The 22101-nt window shown below is 70.3% G+C and carries 25 protein-coding genes and 2 riboswitches; of the genes, 12 read left to right on the plus strand and 13 right to left on the minus strand.

Features of this window, described 5'->3' with window-relative positions:
• Positions 1-24: 24 nt before the first annotated feature.
• Together ACX9GQ_RS08305 and ACX9GQ_RS08310 are read right to left on the minus strand one after the other, a co-directional pair.
• Positions 25-264 (minus strand): CDGSH iron-sulfur domain-containing protein, encoded by a 240-nt coding sequence (locus ACX9GQ_RS08305; protein ID WP_459629047.1) that lies wholly within the window; start codon positions 262-264, stop codon positions 25-27.
• A gap of 126 nt (positions 265-390) precedes the next feature.
• Positions 391-1317: a glycine--tRNA ligase subunit alpha gene (locus ACX9GQ_RS08310; RefSeq protein WP_459629048.1), complete on the minus strand. Its 927-nt coding sequence runs from the start codon at positions 1315-1317 to the stop codon at positions 391-393.
• Between the two features lie 162 nt (positions 1318-1479).
• Between ACX9GQ_RS08310 and ACX9GQ_RS08315 the strand changes: the two genes are divergently transcribed.
• Positions 1480-1773 (plus strand): hypothetical protein, encoded by a 294-nt coding sequence (locus ACX9GQ_RS08315; protein ID WP_459629049.1) that lies wholly within the window; start codon positions 1480-1482, stop codon positions 1771-1773.
• Here the strand turns inward: ACX9GQ_RS08315 and ACX9GQ_RS08320 are convergent.
• Genes ACX9GQ_RS08320 through ACX9GQ_RS08335 form a run of 4 tightly spaced genes read right to left on the minus strand, consistent with a single transcriptional unit; the run spans position 1759 to position 4451 of the window.
• Positions 1759-2439, minus strand: a complete 681-nt coding sequence (locus ACX9GQ_RS08320) for a ribonuclease HII (RefSeq protein WP_459629050.1) — start codon at positions 2437-2439, stop codon at positions 1759-1761. The genes ACX9GQ_RS08315 and ACX9GQ_RS08320 overlap by 15 nt on opposite strands.
• On the minus strand, positions 2361-2750 hold the full coding sequence (locus tag ACX9GQ_RS08325; protein ID WP_459629051.1) for a TfoX/Sxy family protein: 390 nt from the start codon (positions 2748-2750) through the stop codon (positions 2361-2363). The genes ACX9GQ_RS08320 and ACX9GQ_RS08325 overlap by 79 nt, the downstream gene beginning before the upstream one ends.
• A gap of 3 nt (positions 2751-2753) precedes the next feature.
• A complete protein-coding gene (locus ACX9GQ_RS08330; RefSeq protein WP_459629052.1) occupies positions 2754-3218 on the minus strand; it encodes a VOC family protein in 465 nt (154 codons plus the stop codon).
• 57 nt (positions 3219-3275) lie between these two features.
• Complete coding sequence (locus ACX9GQ_RS08335; protein ID WP_459629053.1) at positions 3276-4451, minus strand: PA0069 family radical SAM protein; 1176 nt, start codon at positions 4449-4451, stop codon at positions 3276-3278.
• Positions 4452-4599: 148 nt separating this feature from the next.
• Here ACX9GQ_RS08335 and ACX9GQ_RS08340 point away from each other — a divergent pair, with 148 nt between their 5' ends.
• Positions 4600-5115, plus strand: coding sequence for a hypothetical protein (locus tag ACX9GQ_RS08340; protein ID WP_459629054.1), 516 nt, complete (start codon positions 4600-4602; stop codon positions 5113-5115).
• Here the strand turns inward: ACX9GQ_RS08340 and ypfJ are convergent.
• The 7 genes from ypfJ to ACX9GQ_RS08375 all read right to left on the minus strand — a co-directional run bounded on the left by ypfJ (position 5110) and on the right by ACX9GQ_RS08375 (position 12303).
• Complete coding sequence (ypfJ, locus tag ACX9GQ_RS08345) at positions 5110-6027, minus strand: KPN_02809 family neutral zinc metallopeptidase (RefSeq protein WP_459629055.1); 918 nt, start codon at positions 6025-6027, stop codon at positions 5110-5112. The genes ACX9GQ_RS08340 and ypfJ overlap by 6 nt on opposite strands.
• Before the next feature lie 140 nt (positions 6028-6167).
• On the minus strand, positions 6168-7739 hold the full coding sequence (gene gcvPB, locus ACX9GQ_RS08350; protein ID WP_459629056.1) for an aminomethyl-transferring glycine dehydrogenase subunit GcvPB: 1572 nt from the start codon (positions 7737-7739) through the stop codon (positions 6168-6170).
• On the minus strand, positions 7739-9079 hold the full coding sequence (gene gcvPA / locus ACX9GQ_RS08355) for an aminomethyl-transferring glycine dehydrogenase subunit GcvPA (RefSeq protein WP_459629057.1): 1341 nt from the start codon (positions 9077-9079) through the stop codon (positions 7739-7741). Before gcvPA ends, gcvPB begins: the two co-directional genes overlap by 1 nt.
• Before the next feature lie 23 nt (positions 9080-9102).
• A complete protein-coding gene (gcvH, locus tag ACX9GQ_RS08360) occupies positions 9103-9477 on the minus strand; it encodes a glycine cleavage system protein GcvH (RefSeq protein ID WP_459629058.1) in 375 nt (124 codons plus the stop codon).
• 22 nt (positions 9478-9499) lie between these two features.
• Positions 9500-10690 (minus strand): glycine cleavage system aminomethyltransferase GcvT, encoded by a 1191-nt coding sequence (gcvT, locus tag ACX9GQ_RS08365; RefSeq protein ID WP_459629059.1) that lies wholly within the window; start codon positions 10688-10690, stop codon positions 9500-9502.
• Between the two features lie 55 nt (positions 10691-10745).
• A riboswitch (glycine riboswitch) is annotated at positions 10746-10850 on the minus strand.
• Between the two features lies 1 nt (position 10851).
• A riboswitch (glycine riboswitch) is annotated at positions 10852-10955 on the minus strand.
• Between the two features lie 123 nt (positions 10956-11078).
• The gene (locus ACX9GQ_RS08370) at positions 11079-11690 is read right to left on the minus strand and encodes a hypothetical protein (RefSeq protein WP_459629060.1); all 612 of its coding nucleotides are present in this window, start codon (positions 11688-11690) and stop codon (positions 11079-11081) included.
• A gap of 88 nt (positions 11691-11778) precedes the next feature.
• The gene (locus tag ACX9GQ_RS08375; RefSeq protein WP_459629061.1) at positions 11779-12303 is read right to left on the minus strand and encodes an invasion associated locus B family protein; all 525 of its coding nucleotides are present in this window, start codon (positions 12301-12303) and stop codon (positions 11779-11781) included.
• 372 nt (positions 12304-12675) lie between these two features.
• Here ACX9GQ_RS08375 and coxB point away from each other — a divergent pair, with 372 nt between their 5' ends.
• The 10 genes from coxB (at position 12676) to ACX9GQ_RS08425 (ending at position 22099) form a co-directional block, all read left to right on the plus strand.
• Positions 12676-13527 carry a cytochrome c oxidase subunit II gene (coxB, locus tag ACX9GQ_RS08380; RefSeq protein WP_459629062.1) on the plus strand — a complete coding sequence of 284 codons (852 nt, stop codon included), beginning with the start codon at positions 12676-12678 and terminating at the stop codon, positions 13525-13527.
• 42 nt (positions 13528-13569) lie between these two features.
• Positions 13570-15183 (plus strand): cytochrome c oxidase subunit I, encoded by a 1614-nt coding sequence (gene ctaD / locus ACX9GQ_RS08385; RefSeq protein WP_459629063.1) that lies wholly within the window; start codon positions 13570-13572, stop codon positions 15181-15183.
• Positions 15184-15308: 125 nt separating this feature from the next.
• Positions 15309-16289 (plus strand): heme o synthase, encoded by a 981-nt coding sequence (locus tag ACX9GQ_RS08390; RefSeq protein ID WP_459629064.1) that lies wholly within the window; start codon positions 15309-15311, stop codon positions 16287-16289.
• A complete protein-coding gene (locus ACX9GQ_RS08395) occupies positions 16286-16450 on the plus strand; it encodes a hypothetical protein (protein ID WP_459629065.1) in 165 nt (54 codons plus the stop codon). The genes ACX9GQ_RS08390 and ACX9GQ_RS08395 overlap by 4 nt, the downstream gene beginning before the upstream one ends.
• A gap of 4 nt (positions 16451-16454) precedes the next feature.
• Complete coding sequence (locus ACX9GQ_RS08400) at positions 16455-17087, plus strand: cytochrome c oxidase assembly protein (protein ID WP_459629066.1); 633 nt, start codon at positions 16455-16457, stop codon at positions 17085-17087.
• A gap of 56 nt (positions 17088-17143) precedes the next feature.
• On the plus strand, positions 17144-18019 hold the full coding sequence (locus ACX9GQ_RS08405) for a cytochrome c oxidase subunit 3 (protein ID WP_459629067.1): 876 nt from the start codon (positions 17144-17146) through the stop codon (positions 18017-18019).
• 76 nt (positions 18020-18095) lie between these two features.
• The gene (locus ACX9GQ_RS08410; protein ID WP_459629068.1) at positions 18096-18482 is read left to right on the plus strand and encodes a DUF983 domain-containing protein; all 387 of its coding nucleotides are present in this window, start codon (positions 18096-18098) and stop codon (positions 18480-18482) included.
• Between the two features lie 3 nt (positions 18483-18485).
• Entirely contained in the window at positions 18486-19244 is a 759-nt protein-coding gene (locus tag ACX9GQ_RS08415; protein WP_459629069.1) for an SURF1 family protein, read from the plus strand.
• A 71-nt stretch (positions 19245-19315) separates the two neighbouring features.
• Positions 19316-20731 carry a threonine synthase gene (thrC, locus tag ACX9GQ_RS08420; protein ID WP_459629070.1) on the plus strand — a complete coding sequence of 472 codons (1416 nt, stop codon included), beginning with the start codon at positions 19316-19318 and terminating at the stop codon, positions 20729-20731.
• A gap of 48 nt (positions 20732-20779) precedes the next feature.
• Positions 20780-22099, plus strand: a complete 1320-nt coding sequence (locus tag ACX9GQ_RS08425) for a M16 family metallopeptidase (protein ID WP_459629071.1) — start codon at positions 20780-20782, stop codon at positions 22097-22099.
• Positions 22100-22101 lie beyond the last annotated feature (2 nt).

Genomic DNA, 22101 nt, shown 5'->3' on the forward strand with positions numbered 1-22101 from the left:
CTGCCGACGCGCAGGGCGCGGCGGTCAGAGCGACTTGTGAGACCCGTCGCAGAGCGGCGACTTGCCCGTCTGCTTGCAGGTGCAGAAGAAGGCGCGCTTGTCCGCGTCTGCCGTCCATTCCATCGGCACGAAGGCCGTGCCCTGGTGCGAGCCGTCGCAGAAAGGCTGGTTCTTCGACTTGCCGCAGGCACACCACCAGTAGGTCTGTCCGGCCTTGACTTCGACGGGGATGGGGGCGGTGCCGCCCACGGCAGGCTTGTCCATGAAGGTCCCTCCCGGCGGCAGGGCGCCACCGACGGCCAAGCCTAGGCCGCCGCGATGCCGCGCCGGAAGGAGCAGGCCTGCAAGGATCGGCTTGCAGCAACGCCCGGAGGCGCGATGGGTCAGCCTTCAGGCCGCGGCGAAGCCGCCGCCTTCGGTCTTCAGCCACGCGGCACCGCACGCCTTGGCGAGTTCGCGCACACGCAGGATATAGCTCTGCCGCTCGGTGACGGAGATGACTCCCCGTGCGTCCAGCAGGTTGAAGGCGTGGCTTGCCTTGATGCACTGGTCGTAGGCCGGCAGCGCCATGGCGTGACGCTCGCCCTCGCCGCGTTCGCCCTTCTCCAGCAGCGCACGGCACTCGGCCTCGGCGTCGCGGAAGTGACGGAAGAGCATCTCCGTGTCCGCGGCCTCGAAGTTGTGGCGGGAGTATTCCTGCTCGGCCTGCAGGAAGACGTCGCCGTAGGTGACCTTGTCCGCCCCCTCGCCGCCATTGAAGTTAAGGTCGTAGACGTTGTCGACGCCCTGCACGTACATGGCGAGGCGCTCGAGCCCGTAGGTCAGTTCGCCCGAGACGGGCGAGCACTCGAAGCCGGCGACCTGCTGGAAGTAGGTGAACTGGCTCACCTCCATGCCGTCGCACCAGCACTCCCAGCCGAGGCCCCAGGCGCCCAGCGTCGGGCTCTCCCAGTCGTCCTCGACGAAGCGGATGTCGTGGAGGCCGGGGTCGATGCCGATGGCATAGAGCGAGCGGAGGTAGAGGTCCTGCAGGTCCGGCGGGGACGGCTTCAGGATCACCTGGTACTGGTAGTAGTGCTGGAGGCGATTGGGGTTCTCGCCGTAGCGGCCGTCCTTGGGGCGGCGCGAGGGCTGCACATAGGCCGCCTTCCAGGGGCGCGGGCCGAGGGAGCGCAGCGTCGTCGCAGGATGGAACGTGCCGGCGCCGACCTCCATGTCGTAGGGCTGCAGGACGACGCACCCGTGCTCCGCCCAGAAGCGGTGGAGCGTGAGGATGAGCCCCTGGAACGAGCGTTCCGGTCGCAGCGTTTCAGTCATCGATCAGCCCGCCTGAGGGGCCCCGGCCCCGAACGGCGCGCACCGTAGAAGCGGCCCCCGAACCGGTCAAGCACGCCACGTGCGCGGGCGCACACCGGCGGGGACGGCCCTGCGGTACCGGTGGAGCAAGGCCGAAACGGCCAAAGAACCGGGAGTTGCGTCATGAAGCTTGCACTGTTCGGCGGCGCCGCCCTCATGGCCGCGCTTCTTACCCCCCTCGCCGTCTCCGTCGTTGGCGCGACGGCCCGCGGCCCGGTGCTCGCGGACCTCGAGGTGCCGGTCGGCGCTGTCCAGACGATGTGCGCCATCGAGCGGGAGCGCGGCATCGCCGATGCGGCGCAGGCCGCCCCGGCGCGCCCCGCGCCCGTGGTGTCGGAGGATGCGTCCGAGGGTTGTGCCCGGCCGGTTCGCGTCGTCGGCCCGACCTACGGCGAACCGGTCCTATGCCGGAAGTGACGGCTCGGCGCCGTCCTGTCCTTCCGCGGCAAACAGCGGCCCGAAGCTGAGACGGTGGTAAGGGCAGGGTCCGACCGCGCGGATTGCCGCGCGATGCGCAGCCGTCGCGTACCCGGCATGCCGTTCGAATCCGTAGTCCGGATAGTGCCGGCCGAGCCGAGCCATCAGCCTGTCGCGGGTCACCTTCGCGACGATCGAAGCTGCCGCGATGGACGCGACCCGGGCATCGCCGCCGACGACGGCTTCGCCCGGAACGGGGCAGGCGGGCACGTCCCGCCCGTCGACCAGCAGGAACAGCGGCGGTCGGCGGAGCCCTGCCACGGCACGGCGCATCGCTTCGAGCGTCGCCGCGCGGATGTTGATCGCGTCGATCCGGCTCGCCGGCACGGACGCTACGGCGACGTCGGACGTCGCCATGATCACGTCAAACAGTTGCTCCCGCCGCTCGGCCGTCAGGGCCTTTGAATCGTCGAGGCCGGTCGGCAGGCGATCGGGATCGAGGATGACGGCGGCCGCGACGACCGGTCCCGCCAAAGGCCCGCGTCCCACCTCGTCGATGCCCGCCACGGGCACATGCCCGGACCGGATCAGCGCCGCTTCGCGCGCGAAGTCCGGTCCGCTGCGGACGGTGATCGAGGAGGCTGCGGAGCGGGCGATTCGGGCCATGTCCCATGGTCACCACCCGCGGCGCCGCCGCAAGTCCGGTCCGCCGGCCCCCCGCCCTGTCCTGTTCCGTGGAGTTCCGCCCACAAACGCACCTTGGTGGCCTTCGGAAGATCCTGCCAGGGGATTCCGATGATCGCGGCCTCCATCGCGTGCAGCGCGTTGAGGCTGGTCCGCGGATCGGCGAACCGCAGGCGAGCGAAGGCGGCCACGGCACCGAGGGCCCGCAACTCCTCCTCGCTCGTGATCCCCACCTCGTTCAATCGGCGCTCCATCACCGGGCCGAGGTTGCGCATGTCCGCGATCCGGCCCATGGCTCAGCCCGCCGGCGGCGGCAGAACGAGCCGCCCTTCCCCGTCGAAGGGCCAGAACGGGTTGTGCGCCACCTCCCAGACATGGCCGTCGGGATCGGCGACGAAGGCGATGGTGCCGCCCCACTCGGCCGTCGCCGCTGCCTTCACCAGCGTGGCGCCGGCCGCGAGGAAGACGTCGACCGCACGTTGGACGGCATCCTGCGTGGCGACGTTGTAGGCCAGCGTCACGGCCGGACCCGTCGGCGGAACGGAGGCCCCGGTATCCCGCGCCAGTGCATCCCGCCCGTAAAGCGACAGGATGGTCCCGCCGCAATCGAAGAAGGCGACGGTGGGCTGGCTGTCGGCCGAGGCGCGCCATCCCAGGGCCTCGTAGAAGAGCCGGGCACGGGCAACGTCGGCGACGGCCAGCGTCACGAGGTGGAGGCGCGGCGGCAGCGCAGCGGGTGCGGGATCGGCGGAGCGGGCCATGGCGGCCTCCTCGGTGGTGGCGGACGGCCCCGGTGAAGCGGGGGCCATCCGCCCGATTCAGAACAGGGACAGCTGGCGGCCTCCAGGACCGGGCGAGACGAACAGGTCCGTCCTCAACTTGAGACGGCGCCGGTTGAAGCCGAGGCGCTGCGCGGCGATCTCGAACCGGCGGCCGATCATCCAGGCATAGGGCCCGTCACCCGTCATGCGTTCCCCCCACTTCGCGTCGTAGTCCTTCCCCCCTCGCGTCGAGCGAATGAGGGACAGGACGTGCCGAAGCTTGTCGGGATGATGCTCCAGAAGCCACTCCCGGACGAGGTCGCGCACCTCGAGCGGCAGGCGCAGCAGCACATAGCCCGCCTCGCGGGCGCCGGCCTCCCACGCTGCCTCGAGGATGCGCTCGAGTTCCGGATCGTTCACGGCGGGGATGACAGGCGCGACCATGACCGACGCCGGAATGCCGGCCTGGGCCAGCTGACGGATGGCCTCGAGCCGCCGGTGCGGCGCGCTGGCGCGCGGCTCCATCGACCGGGCGAGGCGACCGTCCAGCGTCGTCACCGACAGGGCGACCTTCACCAGCCCCTTCTCCGCCATGGGGCCGAGGATGTCGATGTCGCGGGTGACGAGCGCCGACTTCGTGACGATCCCGACCGGGTGGTTGGTCCGCGCCAGCACCTCCAGCACCTGCCGCATGACGCGGTGCTCGCGCTCGATGGGCTGGTAGGGGTCGGTGTTCGTGCCGATGGCAATGGTACGCGGCACGTAGTCCTCGGCCGCCAGTTCGCGCTCAAGCAACTGCGCGGCACCGGCCTTGACGAACAGCTTCGTCTCGAAGTCGAGCCCCGGCGACAGGCCCATGTAGGCGTGGGTCGGCCGAGCGAAGCAGTAGACGCAGCCGTGCTCGCAGCCGCGGTACGGGTTGATCGAGCGGTCGAACGAGATGTCCGGCGATTCGTTGCGGATGATGATCGACTTCGGCTTCTCCGTCGTCACCTCGGTGCGCAGCGGCGGCAGTTCGGCGGCGCTGCCCCAGCCGTCGTCGGCACTCTCCCGCGCCACCGGCTCGAAGCGGCCGCTGCGGTTGGTCGCCGTGCCGCGACCGCGGCGGCGCTGCGGGTCGACGAGGTCGGCGACGCAGGACCGACCGTCGCCGACCTGGAAGTTCGTGGCGGCGCCCTGGCCTGGGCACCCGAGCCGGCCGGCGGGGGCGGCAGCCGGTTTGACCGAGGCCATCGAGCGAGTCTCCTTCTGGAACATAAGAAGAACAGATCACTCTCCAACGCCGTTGGCAAGGCCGCGTTCCCTTCTTGTTCACAACGCGGCGTCGCACCCCCGCGCGCGGATGTTGCACTGCAGCGTAAGCTCTGCCTGACTAGGGACGATGATCAGTGCCCTCATCCGGGTCCCGCGCGAGGACCCCGCCCTCCTCGACACGCTGGCAGCTCTCGTGCCCGCCGTGGCGGACGGGCTGCTGCGCGATGCCGTGCTCCTCGCGGACCAGGAGACCGACTACCTGCGCACGGTGGCGGATGCCTCGGGCTGCATGGTCGTGGCCGAGGGCCAAGGCAACCTGCGGTCAGGCGCGGCGGCGGCGCGGGCGCCATGGCTGATGGTGCTCGAGGCCGGGTTGGTGCCGGGCGGCCCGTGGATCGAGGACATCGCCGACGCCGTCCGCGACCGAGAGGTCGCCGTCTTTACCCTGCGGGCGCGCCGGGGCCCGGGGCCGGCGCTGCGTGCCGCCGCGCTCAACGTGATGGCCGGGGTCGTCGGCATCGCCCACCCGGACCTCGGCCTCGTCCTCCCGCGCGAATGCATCGAGGCCGGCGAGCGCCTGCCGCGGGTCAGGCGCCTCGGGAGCGTCCTGCACGACCGGCGCGGAGCGCCGGCGCGCTCATAGGCGGGTCGTGCTCTGGAACGTGTTGCACTGGCGCATGTCGCCGGTGCGAAGCCCCGTCATCAGCCAGCGCACCCGCTGCTCCGAAGAGCCGTGGGTGAAGCTGTCGGGCACCACACGGCCGCTCGACTGCCGCTGCAGCCGGTCGTCGCCGATCGCCGTGGCGGCGTTGACGGCGTCACGCACGTCCTTCTCGTCGATGTTCGAGTGGCGGGCGTTCATCTTGTTGGCCCAGACGCCGGCGAGGCAGTCGGCCATCAGCTCGACGCGAACGGAGAGCGCGTTGGCCTCCGCCCGGTCCGAGGCCCGCGCCTGCGCCTGCTGCACCTTGGGCAGGATGCCGAGCAGGTTCTCGATATGGTGGCCCACCTCGTGGGCGATGACGTAGGCGTAGGCGAAGTCGCCGCCGCCGCCGAAGCGCCGCTTCATGTCCTCGAAGAACGAGGTGTCGAGGTACACACGCCGGTCGCGCGGGCAGTAGAACGGCCCCATGGCCGACTGGGCGCCGCCGCATGCCGATTGCGTGTAGCCCGAGAAGAGCACCAGCTTGGGCACCTCGTAGCGCAGGTTCGCCTGCTGCGGCAGCACCTGCGACCAGACGTCCTCGGTTTCTCCGAGCACCTTGGCCACGAACACGCCGACGTCGTCGCTTGGCGGCGCCGTGTTGCGCGGCTGGGCCTGCTGCTGCTGGACGGATGGACCGCGCCCGCCGGCCACCATCTCCGCGCCGCCGATGAGGATGGCCGGGTTGATGCCGAGCGCCCAGCCGAGGATGCCGAGCACGACGATTGTGCCGATGCCGAGCCGGCCGCCCCCGCCGCCGAGGCCGAACCCGCTGCCGCCGCCCCCGTAGCCACCGCCCTGGCCGCGGCGGTCCTCCACGTTCTCGGACGTCCTGAGGTCGTCGTACCGCATGGGCTCCCCCCGTCGCCGTCGCGATGGCCGCGCTCTGCCTCCATCAATGCCGCGCCGGCGCTGCGGTTGCAACGGCATGGCGACGCACCCGGCGCCGCAGGGGGGCGCCGGGTGCGGTCGGATCGGGGCCCGGTGGAGGGCTACTCCGCGGCTTCCTTGACAGGCTGCGGCGGGGTCCAGCGCAGGATCGGCGCGCGCGCGGCGCGCGTCTCGTCGAGGCGCCGGCGCGGCGCGAGGCGCGGCGCCTGGGTGAAGCGGGCCGTGTCGCCGTCGCGCACGGAGAAGGCGAGATCGCGCAGCGTCGCGATGAAAAGGTCCAGCGACGCCTTGGATTCGCTCTCCGTCGGCTCGATCAGCATGGCGCCGTGCACGACGAGCGGGAAGTACACCGTCATCGGGTGGTAGCCCTCGTCGATCATCGCCTTGGCGAAATCGAGGGTGGTGACGCCGGTGTTCTTCAGCCACGTGTCGTCGAAGAGCGCCTCGTGCATGCAGACCCGGTCGCCGAAGGGCTGGGACATGACGTCGCGCAGGCCCGCGCGGACGTAGTTGGCGTTGAGCACCGCGTCCTCGGACGCCTGCCGCAGCCCGTCCGCCCCGTGCGAGAGCATGTAGGCGAGCGCCCGCACGAACATGCCCATCTGCCCGTGGAACGCCGTGAGCCGGCCGAACGGATGGGCATCACCCGCCTCAGCGGCGTGCTCGACGAGGGCGAAGCGGTCGCCGTCGCGGCGCAGGAAGGGCACCGGAGCGTAGGGCGCGAGCCGCGACGACAGCACCACCGGCCCCGCGCCCGGCCCGCCCCCGCCATGCGGCGTGGAGAAGGTCTTGTGCAGGTTGATGTGCATGGCGTCGACGCCGAGGTCGCCCGGGCGCGTCTTGCCGACGATGGCGTTGAAGTTGGCGCCGTCGCAGTAGAAGTAGGCGCCGGCCTCGTGCATCGCGTCGGCGATGGCGACGACGTCCGGCTCGAACAACCCGCAGGTGTTGGGGTTGGTCAGCATGATCGCCGCGACCTCGGGGCCCAGCAGGGCCTTCACCGCGGCAGGGTCCACGGTGCCGTCCTCGCGGGCAGGGACCGGGCGGACCTCGAAGCCGATCAGCGCGGCTGTGGCGGGGTTGGTGCCGTGGGCGCTGTCGGGCACCAGCACGACGCGCCGCGTGGCGCCCTCGCCGCGCGCCTCGATGGCGGCCTTGATCGCCATCATGCCGCACAGTTCGCCGTGTGCGCCCGCCTTCGGCGACAGCGCGACGGCGTCCATGCCGGTGAGCGTCGCCAGCCAGTGGGCGAGCGTCTGCATCAGGTCGAGCGCGCCCTGCACGGTCGAGACCGGCTGCAGCGGGTGGACGTCACCGATGCCCGGGAGGCGGGCCATCTTCTCGTTCAGGCGCGGGTTGTGCTTCATCGTGCACGAGCCGAGCGGGAAGAGCCCGGTGTCGATGCCGTAGTTCTTCTGCGACAGGCGCACGAAGTGGCGCATCGTCTCCGGCTCGGACAGGCCCGGAAGGCCGATGGGCGCCTTGCGCTGCAGCGTCCCGAGGCGCGGTGCGAAGGCCTCCGGCTCGTCGAGGTCGACGCCGGTCACGTCGGCGCGGCCGATTTCGAAGAGCAGCGGCTCCTCCTGCATCAGCGCGCGGTTGCCGGTGAAGGTCGCGACGTCGCCGCTGCCCGCGTCACCCGGCGTGGTGGGGCGTCCCTGGCGGTTCAGCATCACAGCACCTCCTTCAGGCCCGCGACGAGCGCGGCACGGTCGTCATCGGTGTTCACCTCCGTCGAGGCGACGATCATGAGGTCGTCGAGCCCCTGCCCCGGCAGCAGGCGCGACACGGGCACGCCGGCGAGGATGCGGCGTGCCGCCAGGTCCTCCACCACCTCGGCGGCGGGGCGGGACAGGCGCACCGTGAACTCGTTGAAGAACGAGCCGTTGAGCACCTGCGCGCCGCGCACGCCAGAGAGGCCGTCGGCCAGCTTCACCGCGTTGGCGTGGTTGATGCGCGCGAGCCGGGTGAGACCGGCCTCCCCGAGCAGCGTCATGTGGATGGTGAAGGCGAGGCAGCACAGCCCCGAGTTGGTGCAGATGTTGGAGGTCGCCTTGTCGCGGCGGATGTGCTGCTCGCGGGTGGAGAGCGTCAGCACGAAGCCCCGCTGGCCGTCGGCGTCCACCGTCTCGCCGCACAGGCGGCCCGGCATCTGGCGCACGTGCTTCGAGCGCGCCGCGAACAGGCCCACATAGGGCCCGCCGAAAGACAGCGCGTTGCCGATGGACTGGCCCTCGCCCACGACGATGTCGGCGCCCATGGCGCCGGGCGCCTCCACGAGGCCGAGCGACACGACCTCGGTGAACACGGCGATCAGCAGCGCCCCGCGGGCGTGGCAGGCGTCGGCCACGGCACGCAGGTCGCGCAGGTTGCCGAAGACGTCCGGCGTCTGCACGACGACGCAGGACGTCTGGTCGTCGATGCGGGCGATCAGGTCCTCGGCCGCCGTCACGTCCGGCGCCAGCGCGTCCACGGTGTCGCCGGCCATGTGCGAGAGCGTGCGCACCACGTCGGCGTAGTGGGGATGCAGGCCGCCCGACAGCACCGCCTTGCGGCGGCGGGTGACGCGGTGGGCCATGAGCACCGCCTCGCCGCAGGCGGTGGAGCCGTCGTACATCGAGGCGTTGGCCACCTCCATGCCGGTGAGCGCCGCGACCTGGGTCTGGAACTCGAACAGGTACTGGAGCGTGCCCTGCGCGATCTCCGGCTGGTAGGGCGTGTAGCTCGTGAGGAACTCGGAACGCTGGATCAGGTGGTCGACCGTCGCCGGCACGTGGTGCTTGTAGGCGCCGGCGCCGACGAAGAAAGGCACCGAGCCGGCCGGCACGTTTCGGGCGGCCATGGCGCCGAGGATGCGCTCGACCTCGAGCTCACCCTTTCGGCGCGGCAGGTCCACGAGGCCGGCGAGGCGCTTGTCGGCGGGGATCGAGGCGAACAGCTCGTCGACGGAGGCGACGCCGATCTTCGCCAGCATGTCGCCGCGTTCGACGTCGGAGAGGGGCAGGTAGCGCATGGCGTGGGGTCGTCCCGCTCGGCTCAGAGGTTGGCGACGTAGTCGTTGTACTGGTCCTCGGTCATCAGCTCGCCGAGCTGGGAGGCGTCGGCGATGCGGATCTTCAGGAACCAGCCCCGGCCCCTGGGGTCCTCGTTGACCGTGCCCGGGGCGCCCTCGAGCTCGCCGTTGACCTCCACGACCTCGCCCGAGACGGGCGCGTAGATCTCGCTCGCCGCCTTGACGCTCTCGACCACGGCGGTCTCGCCGCCCTTGGCGACGGCCTTGCCGACCTGCGGCAGCTCGACGAACACCACGTCGCCCAGCTGCTGCTGCGCATAGTCGGTGATGCCGACGATGCCGGTGTCGCCCTCGACGCGGATGTACTCGTGGTCCTTGGTGTAGCGGGTCTCGGCCATGGCGGGTCTCCTGTCGACGGGATCAGACGGCGCGCCGCGCGTAGCGGTGCGGGACGAAGGGCAGCGGCACGACCCGCGCGGGCAGCGGGTTGCCCCGCACCACCAACGCAAGCTCCGTGCCGGGGGCGGCAAGGGCGGTCTCGACGTAGCCCATGGCGACGGGGCCGCCGACCGTGGGGCCGAAGCCGCCGGATGTGACGACGCCGACGGCGCGGCCGTCGCGGGTGGTAACGACCGTGCCCTCGCGGGCCGGGGCGCGTCCTTCCGGCAGGATGCCGACGCGCTTGCGCGACGGACCCTCCGCGAGTTCGCGACGGATACGCTCGAAGCCGGGGAAGCCCCCCTCCTCGCGGCGGCGCTTCTGCATGGACCAGACGAGCGCGGCCTCGACGGGCGAGGTCGTGGTGTCGATGTCGTGCCCGTAGAGGCAGAGCCCGGCCTCGAGGCGCAGCGAATCACGGGCGCCGAGCCCGATCGGCTTCACCTCCGGCTCGGCGAGCAGCGCGTCGGCGACCTGCTCGAGTCGGCGGGCCTTCACGGAGATCTCGTAGCCGTCCTCGCCGGTGTAACCGGAGCGGGAGACATGGCAGTCGATGCCATCGAAGGTGGAGGACGCCGCCGTCATGAAGGCGAGGTCGGCGGCGCCGGGAACGTGACGCGCGAGGACCTCGGCCGCCTTCGGCCCCTGCAGCGCGAGGAGCGCGCGGTTCTCGGCGGTGAGGAGCCGGACGCCGGCAGGAAGGCGGGCACCGATGTGGGCCCAGTCCGCCTCCTTGCCCGCCGCGTTGACGACGAGCATCAGCACGCCTTCCTCCGCCGGATCGGCGGAGCGGGTGACCATGAAGTCGTCGAGGATGCCGCCCTCGTCGTTCAGTAGTTGCGAGTAGCGCTGATGGCCGGGCTTGAGTCCGACCACGTCGGCCGGGCACAGCGCCTCGAGGGCCCGCGCGACCGTCTCGTGGTCGGCACCGATCAGGAAGCCCTGGCCCATGTGCGAGACGTCGAAGAGGCCCGCGTTCTCGCGCGTCCACTGGTGCTCGGCGAGGATGCCCGTGGAGTACTGCACCGGCATGTCGTAGCCGGCGAAGCCCACCATGCGGGCGCCGAGCTGACGGTGACGGGCGTTGAGGGGCGTGATGCGCAGCGGCGCCGGGTCGGCGGGCGGCGAAGCAGCGGTCTGGACGGCGCTTCTGGCTTCGGAAGTCTCGGTCACCGATGGCATCCCCGGTCAGCGTTGCACGGCCGGGCCTTGCGGCCCGTTGCGTGCCCCCTCTGTCCGAGAACCTGAGAGATTTCCCGCTCCCGCCCTCGCCGGGCCGGACCGGTTACCCCCGTCGGTGAGCCGTCCTTGCGGACGACTGCTTTCCAGAGTGCCAGCTCCCCGCGGTCCTTTTGCCTGAGCGTTTCCGGGGCGGTTGCGCCTTCGGCGCCGGCGCAGGGACCCTAAGGTTCCGGCCGGTCTCTTCCGCGAGGATCGTGAGCTGTGTCGAGGCGTAGTGGCTCGATCGGCCGGAGTCAATTGCGCCGACGGGACCGTCCCCGCGGCATTCCGTTCGTGTCGTTCCGGCGCGAGGCCGGCTCCCCCTGCTGCCGGGGAAGCCTCACCCGCGCGGCTTGCGTCGAGGAGCCTCGACGGCCGTGCCCTTCGGGTCGAAGCCCACGATGATGGCCATCTCCTCGCCCTCCTTCGGAACGAGGAGGCCTTCCTCGATCACGACGAAGCTCGCCTGGGTGTCGCCGGCGGGGATCGTCACGGACGGGCGCTGGAGCTTCGACGCCACCACCTTCTCGCCGCGCTTGACGACGAAGCGGACGGGGGCGGGGAAGGTGCCTGGCGAGCCGGACGGCCCCAGCAGGGCGCGGCCTTCCACGCCGACCCGGATCGAGATCTGGTTTCCGACCACCCTGCACTCGCGCGCCGTCTGGCCCAGCGAGAGCTGGTGACGCACGGCGCCGCCGCCTTCGACCCGAATCGCCGCGCCTCCATCGAGGATCTCGACCTGGGGGCACTCCACGTCCGTGTTCTCCGGCAAGGCCGGCGGAGGCGTGGTGGAGCCGCCGTTGCGGAAGAACTCCGTGAAGGACGAAGAAGAAGACGAGGCGGTGGACGTCGCGGGAGCCCGGTCGTCGGAGCCGAGGCCAAGGCTGGAGCATCCGGCGAGGCCGGTGGCGGCAACGAGAATCAGGACGGCGGCAGGGCGATTCACGGACATGACGTCTTTCGTTCCGGAAGAGCCCCGGCGTGGAGCCGGGGCGTGGGACGGGGGACGGCGGGCGCGCACGGCGCAGCCGTCGAAGGCATCACGGCAGGCTCTCGAAGGCCTTGCCGAAGCCGTTGAGGGACACGGGAATGCCGATGCCCTCCTCCGGCGTCTGGAACACGATGAAGGTGGCCGCCTGCCCGTTGCGCAGCTTGCCGAGCAGGTCGTCGTCCATCACCACTTCGGCGATGCAGCCGGTGGTCATGCAGCGGACGAAGCCCGCCCGCCCGACGTCGGTCGTGTCGATCTTGAGACCGAGCCCCGAGGGAAGCAGGACGCCGAGCGGGGCGATGACGCGCAGAAGCCGGCTGCGGCCGTCGGCCGTCTTGAGCACGATGACGACGAGGGAGACGTTGGGCTTGTCCTCGGCCTGCACGCTCTGGACGATGGCGCACTGCTCGGTGCGGGCGCCCGGCGGCGTCTCGCAACGCATCTGCCAGTCGCCGAAGGTGTTCTTGACGGGCCCTTCCGCAAGGGCCGTCGCGGAGAGGCCGCCCGCCAAGCCGAAGGCCAACGCTGCCGCGGCGAATCCGAGCGCCCGGCCCGGCCGTCCGAAGAGCCTCATCCGTCTCGCTCCCGCCTTGTCGATCCCGCACCCGGCGACGCCGCCCCGTGCGCGATCGGCCTCTTGTCCGGCGTTTTGGGACCATGACCGGCCGGTCGTGTCAAGGCAAGGCGCTGACATGGCGAAGGAGAGGTGCCGGGACGAAACCCATCAAGATCGTCCGAAAGAAGGGTCTCTCGCGCCTCCATGACGCAGATCATTGACCGGAAGTGGACGTTGCACTGCAGCGCCCTTTGTGATTTTTGGCGTCTGTCAAACTGCGTAGAGGGCCTCCTGTCAGGCTGACGCGACCGTCCAGACCCCCGCGGACGGCTTTTCAGGTCGACAGAACCGCCCGCGGCGCCGACCGCAAGGCAATCGGGAGATCGCAAGGTGAAGATCAACTTCTGGAACCGTTCAGCGCTCGCACTGGCGGCGCTCGGTCTCAGCGCCGCCGTACCGGCCATGGCCGGCACCGGCCAGCCCTCGCCATGGCAGATCGGCCTCCAGGGGCCCGTCACCGAGGTCGCCAAGTTCACCTACGACCTGCACACCGCGCTGGTCTGGATCATCTCGCTGATCTCGCTGTTCGTGCTCGGCCTGCTGGTCGTGGTGGTGGTGAAGTTCAACGAGAAGGCGAACCCGACGCCGTCGCGCACGACTCACCACACCGGCCTCGAGATCGCCTGGACGATCATCCCGGTGCTGATTCTCGTGGGCATCGCGATCCCGTCCTTCCGCCTCCTGAAGTTCCAGGTCGAGCTGCCCAAGGCCGACATGACCGTGAAGGTCTACGGCAACCAGTGGTACTGGTCCTACGAGTACCCCGCGGACCAGGGCGGCGGCTTCCGCTTCGACTCGAACATGCTGACCCGCGAGGAGGCCGCCAAGGCCGGCCAGCCGGGCCTGCTCGCCGTCGACAACGAGATGGTCGTCCCCGTCGGCAAGACGGTCGTCCTCCAGGTCGTCGGCAACGACGTGATCCACTCCTTCTCGGTCGCATCGCTCGGCTTCCGCATGGACGCCGTGCCCGGCCGCCTCAACCAGACGTGGTTCAAGGCGGAGCAGGAGGGCATCTACTACGGCCAGTGCTCGCGCCTGTGCGGCCAGAACCACGCCTTCATGCCGGTGGCGGTCCGCGTCGTCAGCGCGGAGAAGTACCAGGCGTGGCTCGCGGACGCGAAGAAGAAGTTCGCCTCGACGGAGACGTCGCCGGTGAAGGTCGCCGCCGCTTCGGCGCAGTGACCCTCGCCCCGACCCAGGAATAAGAAGCCCGGAAAAGACATCATGGCTCACGCGGCTACTGCCCACGACGCACATCATGGCATCCCGACCGGCTGGCGCCGGTGGGTGCTGTCGACCAACCACAAGGACATCGGGACGATGTACCTGCTGTTCGCGCTGGGGGCGGGCCTGATCGGCGGCGCGCTCTCCATCGCGATGCGCCTCGAGCTCCAGGAGCCGGGGATGCAGTGGTTCACGAACCCGCAGACCTACAACGTGTTCGTGACGGGCCACGGCCTGATCATGGTGTTCTTCGTGGTCATGCCCGCGCTGATCGGCGGCTTCGGCAACTGGTTCGTGCCGATCATGATCGGGGCGCCGGACATGGCGTTCCCGCGCATGAACAACATTTCGTTCTGGCTGCTGCCCTCCTCCTTCGCGCTGCTGCTCATCTCGATGTTCGTCGAGGGCGCGCCGGGCGCGAACGGCTTCGGCGGCGGCTGGACGGTCTACCCGCCGCTGTCGACCTCGGGGCATCCGGGCCCGGCACTCGACTTCGGCATCCTGTCGCTGCACATCGCCGGCGCCTCGTCGATCCTCGGCGCGATCAACTTCATCACCACCATCCTGAACATGCGCGCGCCTGGCATGACCATGCACAAGATGCCGCTGTTCGCGTGGGCGATGCTGATCACCGCCTTCCTTCTGCTGCTGTCGCTGCCGGTGCTCGCGGGCGCCATCACGATGCTGCTGACGGACCGCAACTTCGGCACGACGTTCTTCGACCCGGCCGGCGGCGGCGACCCGATCCTGTACCAGCACCTGTTCTGGTTCTTCGGGCACCCCGAAGTCTACATCATGATCCTGCCGGCCTTCGGCATCGTCTCCCACATCATCTCGACGTTCTCGCGCAAGCCGGTGTTCGGCTACCTCGGGATGGCCTACGCCATGGTGGCGATCGGCGCGGTCGGCTTCATCGTGTGGGCGCACCACATGTACACGGCCGGCCTGTCGCTCGACACGCAGCGCTACTTCGTCTTCGCCACGATGGTCATCGCCGTCCCGACGGGCGTGAAGATCTTCTCGTGGGTCGCGACGATGTGGGGCGGCTCGATGCGCTTCACCACGCCGATGGTGTGGGCCATCGGCTTCATCTTCCTGTTCACGGTCGGCGGCGTGACGGGCGTGGTGCTGGCGAATGCCGGCGTGGACCGCGCCCTGCACAACACCTACTACGTGGTGGCGCACTTCCACTACGTGCTGTCGCTCGGCGCCGTGTTCGGCATCTTCGCGGCCTGGTACTACTGGTTCCCGAAGATGACGGGCTACGTCATCCCCGAGTTCATTGGCAAGCTGCACTTCTGGATCGCCTTCATCGGCGCCAACGTGCTGTTCTTCCCGATGCATTTCACGGGCCTGGCCGGCATGCCGCGGCACTACGTGGACTATCCGGACGCCTTCGCGGGCTGGAACCGGATCTCGTCCTATGGCTCCTACATCTTCGCGTTCGGCCTCCTGGTGTTCTTCTACGGCATCTGGGTCGCCTTCCAGCGCAAGGAGAAGGCGGGCGAGAACCCGTGGGGCCCCGGCGCGACGACCCTGGAGTGGACGCTGCCGTCCCCGCCGCCCTTCCACCAGTTCGAGACCCTGCCGCGCATCACGGGTTCCGAGCACTGATCCTGCGACGGGCCGGCCCATCCGGGCCGGCCCGCCGATCCTCCGCCCCGTCGCGTTTTCCCGCGGCGGCGCCGAGGACCGGCAGGGGCGAGAGCCCCGGCGGGCACCGACCGACGAGATCGACCATGTCACTGGCCAGCGACAGCTTCACGACCGACACCGCGAGCGCCCCGCGCCTGTCGTCCGGTTCGGCAGGCGACTTCTTCGCCCTCCTCAAGCCGCGCGTGATGTCGCTCGTGGTCTTCACCGCGCTGACGGGCATGATGCTCGCCCCGCACGTGAACCCCGTGCTCGGCTTCGCATGGCTGCTGGCCATCGCGGTCGGCGCCGGTGCGTCGGGCTGCCTCAACATGTGGTACGACGCGGACATCGACGCGATGATGTCGCGGACCGCCAAGCGTCCCATCCCCGCCGGCAAGGTGACGCCGCAGGAGGCCCTGGCCTTCGGCACGGTGCTCTCGGTGGGCTCGGTGGCGTTCCTCGGGCTGACGGCCAACTGGCTCGCGGCCGGCCTGCTGGCCTTCACCATCTTCTTCTACGCCGTCATCTACTCGATGTGGCTGAAGCGCTGGACGGCGCAGAACATCGTCATCGGCGGCGCGGCCGGCGCATTCCCGCCCATGATCGGTTACGCCGCGGCGACGGGAAGCCTGTCGTGGGAGACGGCCGTCCTCTTCGGCATCATCTTCCTGTGGACCCCGCCGCACTTCTGGGCCCTGGCGATCCTCAAGACCGCCGATTACCGGAAGGCCGGCGTGCCGATGCTCCCTGTCGTGGTGGGCGAGGACAAGACGCGGGTGCAGATCCTGCTCTACTCGCTGGTGCTCGCCCCGTTCGCTCTCGTGCCCTTCGCCATGGGCTTCGCGGGTTGGGCCTACGCCGCCACGGCGGCCGTGATGGGCGCGCTGATGGTGCTGCACAGCTGGCGCCTCTACCGCGAGACGGACGCCGAGAAGGCCCGCAAGGCGGCGGTGAAGGTGTTCACCTTCTCCATCCTGTACCTCTTCGTCGTCTTCGCCGTGCTGCTCGTCGAGCTGAGCGTCGGCGCCTCGCGCCTTGCCGCCATCGCCGCGCTGGTGCGCGGCCTCGTGGGAGGCGCGGCGTGAGCGAACCCGGCCGCGGAGGCATCGTCCTCACCGAGGAGGAGCAGAAGCGCCGGCGCTCGCGCTCCATCGCGCTCGGCCTCGTGCTGGGCGCCCTTGCCGTGCTGTTCTTCGTCGTCACCATCGCCAAGCTTGGTGGCAACGTCCTCAACCGCCCTCTCTGACGCCATGAGCGAGACGTCCACCTCCCCCGACCCCGCCCCCTCCCCCGCCGACCGCCAGCAGCAGCGCCAGCGTGCGGTCCGGCGCACGGCCATGATCTGCTCGGGTGTGTTCGTCGGCATGCTGGGCGCGGCCTACGCGGCCGTTCCGCTGTACGATCTCTTCTGCCGGGTCACCGGCTTCGGCGGCACGCCGATGGTGGCGCGCGTCGCCCCCTCGACCGTGGGCGAGCGGGTCATGACCGTCCGCTTCGACTCGAATGTGGCCCCGGGACTCAACTGGAAGTTCGAGCCCGAGGTGCCGACGGTGCAGGCCCGCGTCGGAGAGACGCTGACCGTCTTCTACAAGCTCACCAACACGGGCTCGAAGCCGACCACGGGCATCGCCTCGTTCAACGTGACGCCGGAGATGACCGGCGGCTACTTCAACAAGATCCAGTGCTTCTGCTTCAACGAGATCACGTTGCAGCCGGGAGAGAGCATGGAGGCGCCGGTGGTGTTCTTCGTCGATCCGGCGATCGACAAGGAGCGCGACCTCAAGAGCGCCAGCATGATCACCTTGTCCTACACCTTCTTCCCGGCCAAGGGCTCGCCAAAGCCCCTGGCCGAGGTTAAGGACCTGACGAAACCACAACTGTGACCGGGGGTGCCCGGACCCGCGAGGGACCGGGCGGCATACGAGCGGAGAGCGACCCAATGGCGGACGCCCACACCAAGAACCACGACTACCATCTCGTCGACCCGAGCCCGTGGCCGTTCATCGGCTCGATCTCGGCCTTCGTCATGGCGGTCGGCGCCGTCATGTGGATGAAGGGCATCCCGGTCGGTGGCCTGAAGGCCGGCTCGGTGATCTTCGGCCTCGGCCTGATCGGCGTGCTCTACACGATGATCGCCTGGTGGTCGGACGTCACCCGCGAGGCCGAGCACGGCGGGTTCCACACCCGCGTCGTGCAGATCAGCCACCGCTACGGCATGATCATGTTCATCGCCTCCGAGGTGATGTTCTTCGTCGCGTGGTTCTGGGCGTACTTCGACGTCAGCCTCTTCCCCAACGCCGCGCCGCAGTTCCAGCGCACCGAGGTGATCGGCGGCGTGTGGCCGCCGAAGGGCATCGCGGTCTTCGACCCGTTCCACCTGCCGCTGCTGAACACGCTGATCCTGCTGACCTCGGGCACCACGGTGACCTGGGCGCACCATGCGCTGCTGCACAACGACCGCGAGGGGCTCAAGTGGGGCCTCGTGCTGACGATCGTGCTCGGCGCGCTGTTCTCGGTCGTGCAGGTCTACGAGTATTCGCACGCCGCCTTTGCCTTCAAGGGCAACGTCTACGGCGCCACGTTCTTCATGGCGACCGGGTTCCACGGGTTCCACGTGCTGGTCGGCACGATCTTCCTGATCGTCTGCCTCGCCCGCGCGCTGAACGGCCACTTCACGCCCAAGCAGCACCTCGGCTTCGAGTTCGCCGCGTGGTACTGGCACTTCGTCGACGTGGTGTGGCTGTTCCTCTTCGTCGCCATCTACCTGTGGGGTTCGAAGTGGGGTGCCGCCGCGGCCGCGGCCGCCGGCCACTGACGTCGATCCTCGTGCAGCGATCCGGGGCGGCCACGGCCGCCCCTTTCGCTTTTCCGGGGCCGGGAGTGTTCTGCGCATGAGCGAGCCGCGCGACGACTGGCACGGGCCCTCGCCCTCCCCGATCGGGGCGGGGCTGGCCGGAAAATGCCCGCGCTGCGGGCAGGCCTCGATGTTCCAGGGCTTCATTGCAGTGCGGCCGTCGTGCCCGAGTTGCGGGCTCGACTACGGCTTCGCCGACTCAGGAGACGGACCGGCGGTGTTCATCATGCTCATCGCCGGCTTCCTGATCGTCGGCGCCGCGCTGTTCGTGGAGATCCGCTACGAACCGTCGCTGTGGACACACCTCATCATCTGGCCGCCGCTCGTCATCGGGGTCTGCCTCGCCATGATGCGCCCCTTCAAGGGCGTGCTGATCGCGCTGCAGTTCCACAACAAGGCCGAGCAGGGCCGCCTCGAGCGCTGACCGATGGCCGCACGTTCCCGCCTGTTCTTCCTCGTCCCCGCCCTCTTCACGCTCGTCGGCGTGGGCCTGCTCGTGGCCCTCGGGGCCTGGCAGGTGGAGCGCGGCGGAGCGAAGAAGCGGCTCATCGCGCGCGTCGAGCAGCGCGTCAACGAGGCGCCCCGCCCGCTGCCGCCGGAGGCCGCGTGGGCCGCGCTCTCGCCGAAGGAGTACGAGTATCTCCGCGTCACGGCGCAGGGCACGTTCCGGCACGACCTGGAGGCCCGGATGCACGGGCTGCGGCAGCCCGACCGCCCCGGCCAGCCCACGCTCCAGGGCTTCTACATCCTGACCCCGCTTCAACTGGCGGACGGGTCGACCATCATCGTCAACCGGGGCTTCGTGCCGACGGAGCGCGGCGACCCCGCCACCCGGGCCGCCGGGCAGGTCGCGGGCCCGCAGACGGTCACCGGGCTCCTGCGCGCGCCGGAGGTCCGCGGCTGGTTCGTCCCGGAGAACGACCCGGCCAAGAACGTCTGGTTCACCCGCGACCCCGGCGCCATCGCCGCCGCCCGCGGCCTCACCCGGGTCGCGCCCTTCGTGCTCGAGGCGGATGCCACGCCGGTGCCCGGCGGACTGCCGGTCGGCGGGAACACCCGCATCTCGTTCCCGGACAACCACCTGCAGTACGCGATCACGTGGTTCACGCTGGCCATCGGCCTGATCGTCGTGTTCGTGGTCTGGCTGCGCCAGCAGGCCCGCAAACCGCCGGAGGCGGAGGGCTGAGCGCGGGCACCGCCTGCTTGTCAGTCCTGCGCAAGACTCCTACGCTCCCCACCAGACGAGGACCCACGGCCGTGCAGCACGTTTCAACCCGGGGCGAAGCTCCCGCGCTCGGCTTCTCAGATGCTCTGCTCGCGGGTCTCGCCCGCGACGGCGGCCTCTACGTGCCTGCGCAGTGGCCCACGATCACGGGCGACGCCATCGCCGGGCTTGCCGGCGTGCCCTACGCCGAGGCGGCGCGGCGCATCATCGGCCCCTTCGTCGACGGCGACATCGACGAGGCCGCGTTCGGCCGCATGGTCGAGGACGCCTACGCGGGCTTCCGCCATCCCGCTGTGTGCCCGCTCACGCAGATCGGCGACAACCTCTTCATCCTCGAGCTCTTCCACGGCCCGACGCTGGCGTTCAAGGACGTGGCGATGCAGCTGCTCGGGCGTCTGATGGACCATGTCCTCGAGCAGCGCGGGCAGCGCGCCACCATCGTGGGCGCCACCTCGGGCGACACCGGCGGCGCGGCCATCGAGGCCTTCGGCGGCCTCAAGCGCGTCGACATCTTCATCCTGTACCCGCACGGCCGGGTGAGCCCGGTGCAGCGGCGGCAGATGACGACGGTCGCGGCCGACAACGTCCACGCCATCGCCGTCGAGGGCGACTTCGACGACTGCCAGGCGCTGGTGAAGGCGATGTTCAACCACCACGCCTTCCGCGACGAGCTCGGCCTTTCCGGCGTGAACTCGATCAACTGGGCGCGGATCGTCGCCCAGATCGTCTACTACTTCACCGCGGCGGTGAGCCTCGGCGGACCGCACCGGCCGGTGTCCTTCTCGGTGCCGACGGGCAATTTCGGCGACATCCTCGCCGGCCACGTCGCCCGGCGCATGGGGCTGCCGGTCGGCGTCCTCAACATCGCGACCAACACCAACGACATCCTCGCCCGTACCCTGCGCACGGGACGCTACGAGGTGACGGGCGTCGTGCCGACGACCTCGCCGTCGATGGACATCCAGGTGTCGTCGAACTTCGAGCGGCTGCTGTACGAGGTGGTGTCGGAAGACGCCGGCGAGGTGCGGCGGATGATGTCCTCCCTCGCCCAGTCGCGGTCCTTCACGATCCCCGACGCGGCGATGGCGGCCATCCGGCAGGGCTTCACCGCCAGCCGGGCACCGGAGGACGCCGTCGCCGCGGAAATGGCGCGGACGTGGACCGATGCCGGCTACCTGCTCGACCCGCACACCGCCGTGGGCGTGGTCAGCGGGCGGGAGGTGCTGGCGCGCGACCCGGCGACTCCGCTCGTCGTGCTCGGCACGGCCCACCCCGCGAAGTTCCCGGATGCGGTGAAGGCGGCGACGGGGCAGTCCCCCGCCCTGCCCGCCCATCTGGCCGACCTGCACGACCGGCAGGAGCGCTTCAGCGTCCTGCCCAACGACCAGACCCGTATCGAGCGCTTCGTGCGCGAGCGAGCGCGGGCGACGCGGGATGCCGCGGCATGAGGGAGCCAGCGGGCGTGGGCAGGTGGTGCGGTGCGTGACAAGGCAGGCATGAGCGGCCAGGTCTCTCCCCAGGGACGCCTGCGTGCGGCGCCGCGGCCGGAAGCCGTCCGCGTCACGACGCTGCCCAACGGGCTGCGGGTGGTGACCGAAACGATGCCGCAGCTGGCGACGGCCGCTCTCGGCGTGTGGATCGGCGCCGGGACGCGCCACGAGCGCGACGGCGAGCAGGGCCTCGCGCACCTCCTCGAGCACATGGCCTTCAAGGGCACGCGGCGGCGCAACGCGCTGCAGATCGTCGAGGAGATCGAGGCCGTCGGCGGCGACCTCAACGCCGAGACGAGCGTGGAGCGCACGTCGTACTACGCCCGGGTGCTGGGCGAGAACGTGCCGCTGGCGCTGGACATCCTCTCGGACATCCTCACCGAGCCCGCCTTCGACCGCGACGAGCTGAAGCGCGAGAAGGGGGTCGTGCTGCAGGAGATCGGCGCCTGCGAGGACACGCCCGACGACATCGTCTTCGACATGTTCATGGAGACCGCGTTCGGCGGGGCCCCGATCGGCCGGCGCATCCTCGGCACGCCGAAGACGGTCAGGGCGCAGACGCCGGTGTCGATGCGCCACTTCCTCGACCGGCAGTACCGCGGCCCCGACATGGTGGTTGCGGCGGCCGGCGCCGTCGACCACGACGCCGTCGTGGACGAGGTCGCCCGCCGCTTCGAGCGGTTCGACGCGGGGCCGGGCGAGACGCCGGCCGAGGGCCGCTACGCCGGCGGCGACGAGCGCAAGGTCCGCAAGCTCGAGCAGGCCCACCTCGTCGTCGGCTTCGAGGGACGCTCGTTCCACGATCCGGACCACTACACCCTGCACGTGTTCTCGAACCTCCTCGGCGGAGGCATGTCGTCGCGCCTGTTCCAGGAACTGCGGGAGAAGCGGGGCCTCGCCTACGAGATCTATTCCTTCCACCAGCCCTTCACGGACGCGGGCGTCTTCGCGATCTACGGCGGAACGGGGGAATCGACGCTGCCGGAGTTCGTGCCCGTGATGCTCGACGTCATGCGGGCGGCGGCAGAGAACCCGACGCAGGCGGAGGTCGACCGGGCCAAGGCGCAGATCAAGGTCTCGCTGCTGATGGGCCTCGAATCCTCCGCCCGGCGCGCCGAGCAGATGGCCCGCCACGTGCTCGCCTTCGGCCGCGTGATCCCGCGCGAGGAGATCGTCGCGGCGATCGACGCCATCGGCGTCGACGACGTGCGCCGGGTGGCGGCCCAGATGCTGGCGAGCACCCCCACGGTGGCCGCCGTCGGCCCGGTGAAGAAGCTGCCCGATCCCGTCGGGATGGCGGGACGCCTGGGTTCGCGGGGGGCCTGAGC

The sequence above is a fragment of the Alsobacter sp. R-9 genome, assembly GCF_054612375.1.

Coding starts and splice junctions, on each gene's coding strand:
- ACX9GQ_RS08305 (WP_459629047.1), bottom strand. CDS start 264: ATGGACAAGCCTGCCGTGGGCGGCACCGCCCCCATCCCCGTCGAAGTC.
- ACX9GQ_RS08310 (WP_459629048.1), bottom strand. CDS start 1,317: ATGACTGAAACGCTGCGACCGGAACGCTCGTTCCAGGGGCTCATCCTC.
- ACX9GQ_RS08315 (WP_459629049.1), top strand. CDS start 1,480: ATGAAGCTTGCACTGTTCGGCGGCGCCGCCCTCATGGCCGCGCTTCTT.
- ACX9GQ_RS08320 (WP_459629050.1), bottom strand. CDS start 2,439: ATGGCCCGAATCGCCCGCTCCGCAGCCTCCTCGATCACCGTCCGCAGC.
- ACX9GQ_RS08325 (WP_459629051.1), bottom strand. CDS start 2,750: ATGGGCCGGATCGCGGACATGCGCAACCTCGGCCCGGTGATGGAGCGC.
- ACX9GQ_RS08330 (WP_459629052.1), bottom strand. CDS start 3,218: ATGGCCCGCTCCGCCGATCCCGCACCCGCTGCGCTGCCGCCGCGCCTC.
- ACX9GQ_RS08335 (WP_459629053.1), bottom strand. CDS start 4,451: ATGGCCTCGGTCAAACCGGCTGCCGCCCCCGCCGGCCGGCTCGGGTGC.
- ACX9GQ_RS08340 (WP_459629054.1), top strand. CDS start 4,600: ATGATCAGTGCCCTCATCCGGGTCCCGCGCGAGGACCCCGCCCTCCTC.
- ypfJ (WP_459629055.1), bottom strand. CDS start 6,027: ATGCGGTACGACGACCTCAGGACGTCCGAGAACGTGGAGGACCGCCGC.
- gcvPB (WP_459629056.1), bottom strand. CDS start 7,739: ATGCTGAACCGCCAGGGACGCCCCACCACGCCGGGTGACGCGGGCAGC.
- gcvPA (WP_459629057.1), bottom strand. CDS start 9,079: ATGCGCTACCTGCCCCTCTCCGACGTCGAACGCGGCGACATGCTGGCG.
- gcvH (WP_459629058.1), bottom strand. CDS start 9,477: ATGGCCGAGACCCGCTACACCAAGGACCACGAGTACATCCGCGTCGAG.
- ACX9GQ_RS08370 (WP_459629060.1), bottom strand. CDS start 11,690: ATGTCCGTGAATCGCCCTGCCGCCGTCCTGATTCTCGTTGCCGCCACC.
- ACX9GQ_RS08375 (WP_459629061.1), bottom strand. CDS start 12,303: ATGAGGCTCTTCGGACGGCCGGGCCGGGCGCTCGGATTCGCCGCGGCA.
- ctaD (WP_459629063.1), top strand. CDS start 13,570: ATGGCTCACGCGGCTACTGCCCACGACGCACATCATGGCATCCCGACC.
- ACX9GQ_RS08390 (WP_459629064.1), top strand. CDS start 15,309: ATGTCACTGGCCAGCGACAGCTTCACGACCGACACCGCGAGCGCCCCG.
- ACX9GQ_RS08400 (WP_459629066.1), top strand. CDS start 16,455: ATGAGCGAGACGTCCACCTCCCCCGACCCCGCCCCCTCCCCCGCCGAC.
- ACX9GQ_RS08405 (WP_459629067.1), top strand. CDS start 17,144: ATGGCGGACGCCCACACCAAGAACCACGACTACCATCTCGTCGACCCG.
- ACX9GQ_RS08410 (WP_459629068.1), top strand. CDS start 18,096: ATGAGCGAGCCGCGCGACGACTGGCACGGGCCCTCGCCCTCCCCGATC.
- ACX9GQ_RS08415 (WP_459629069.1), top strand. CDS start 18,486: ATGGCCGCACGTTCCCGCCTGTTCTTCCTCGTCCCCGCCCTCTTCACG.
- ACX9GQ_RS08425 (WP_459629071.1), top strand. CDS start 20,780: ATGAGCGGCCAGGTCTCTCCCCAGGGACGCCTGCGTGCGGCGCCGCGG.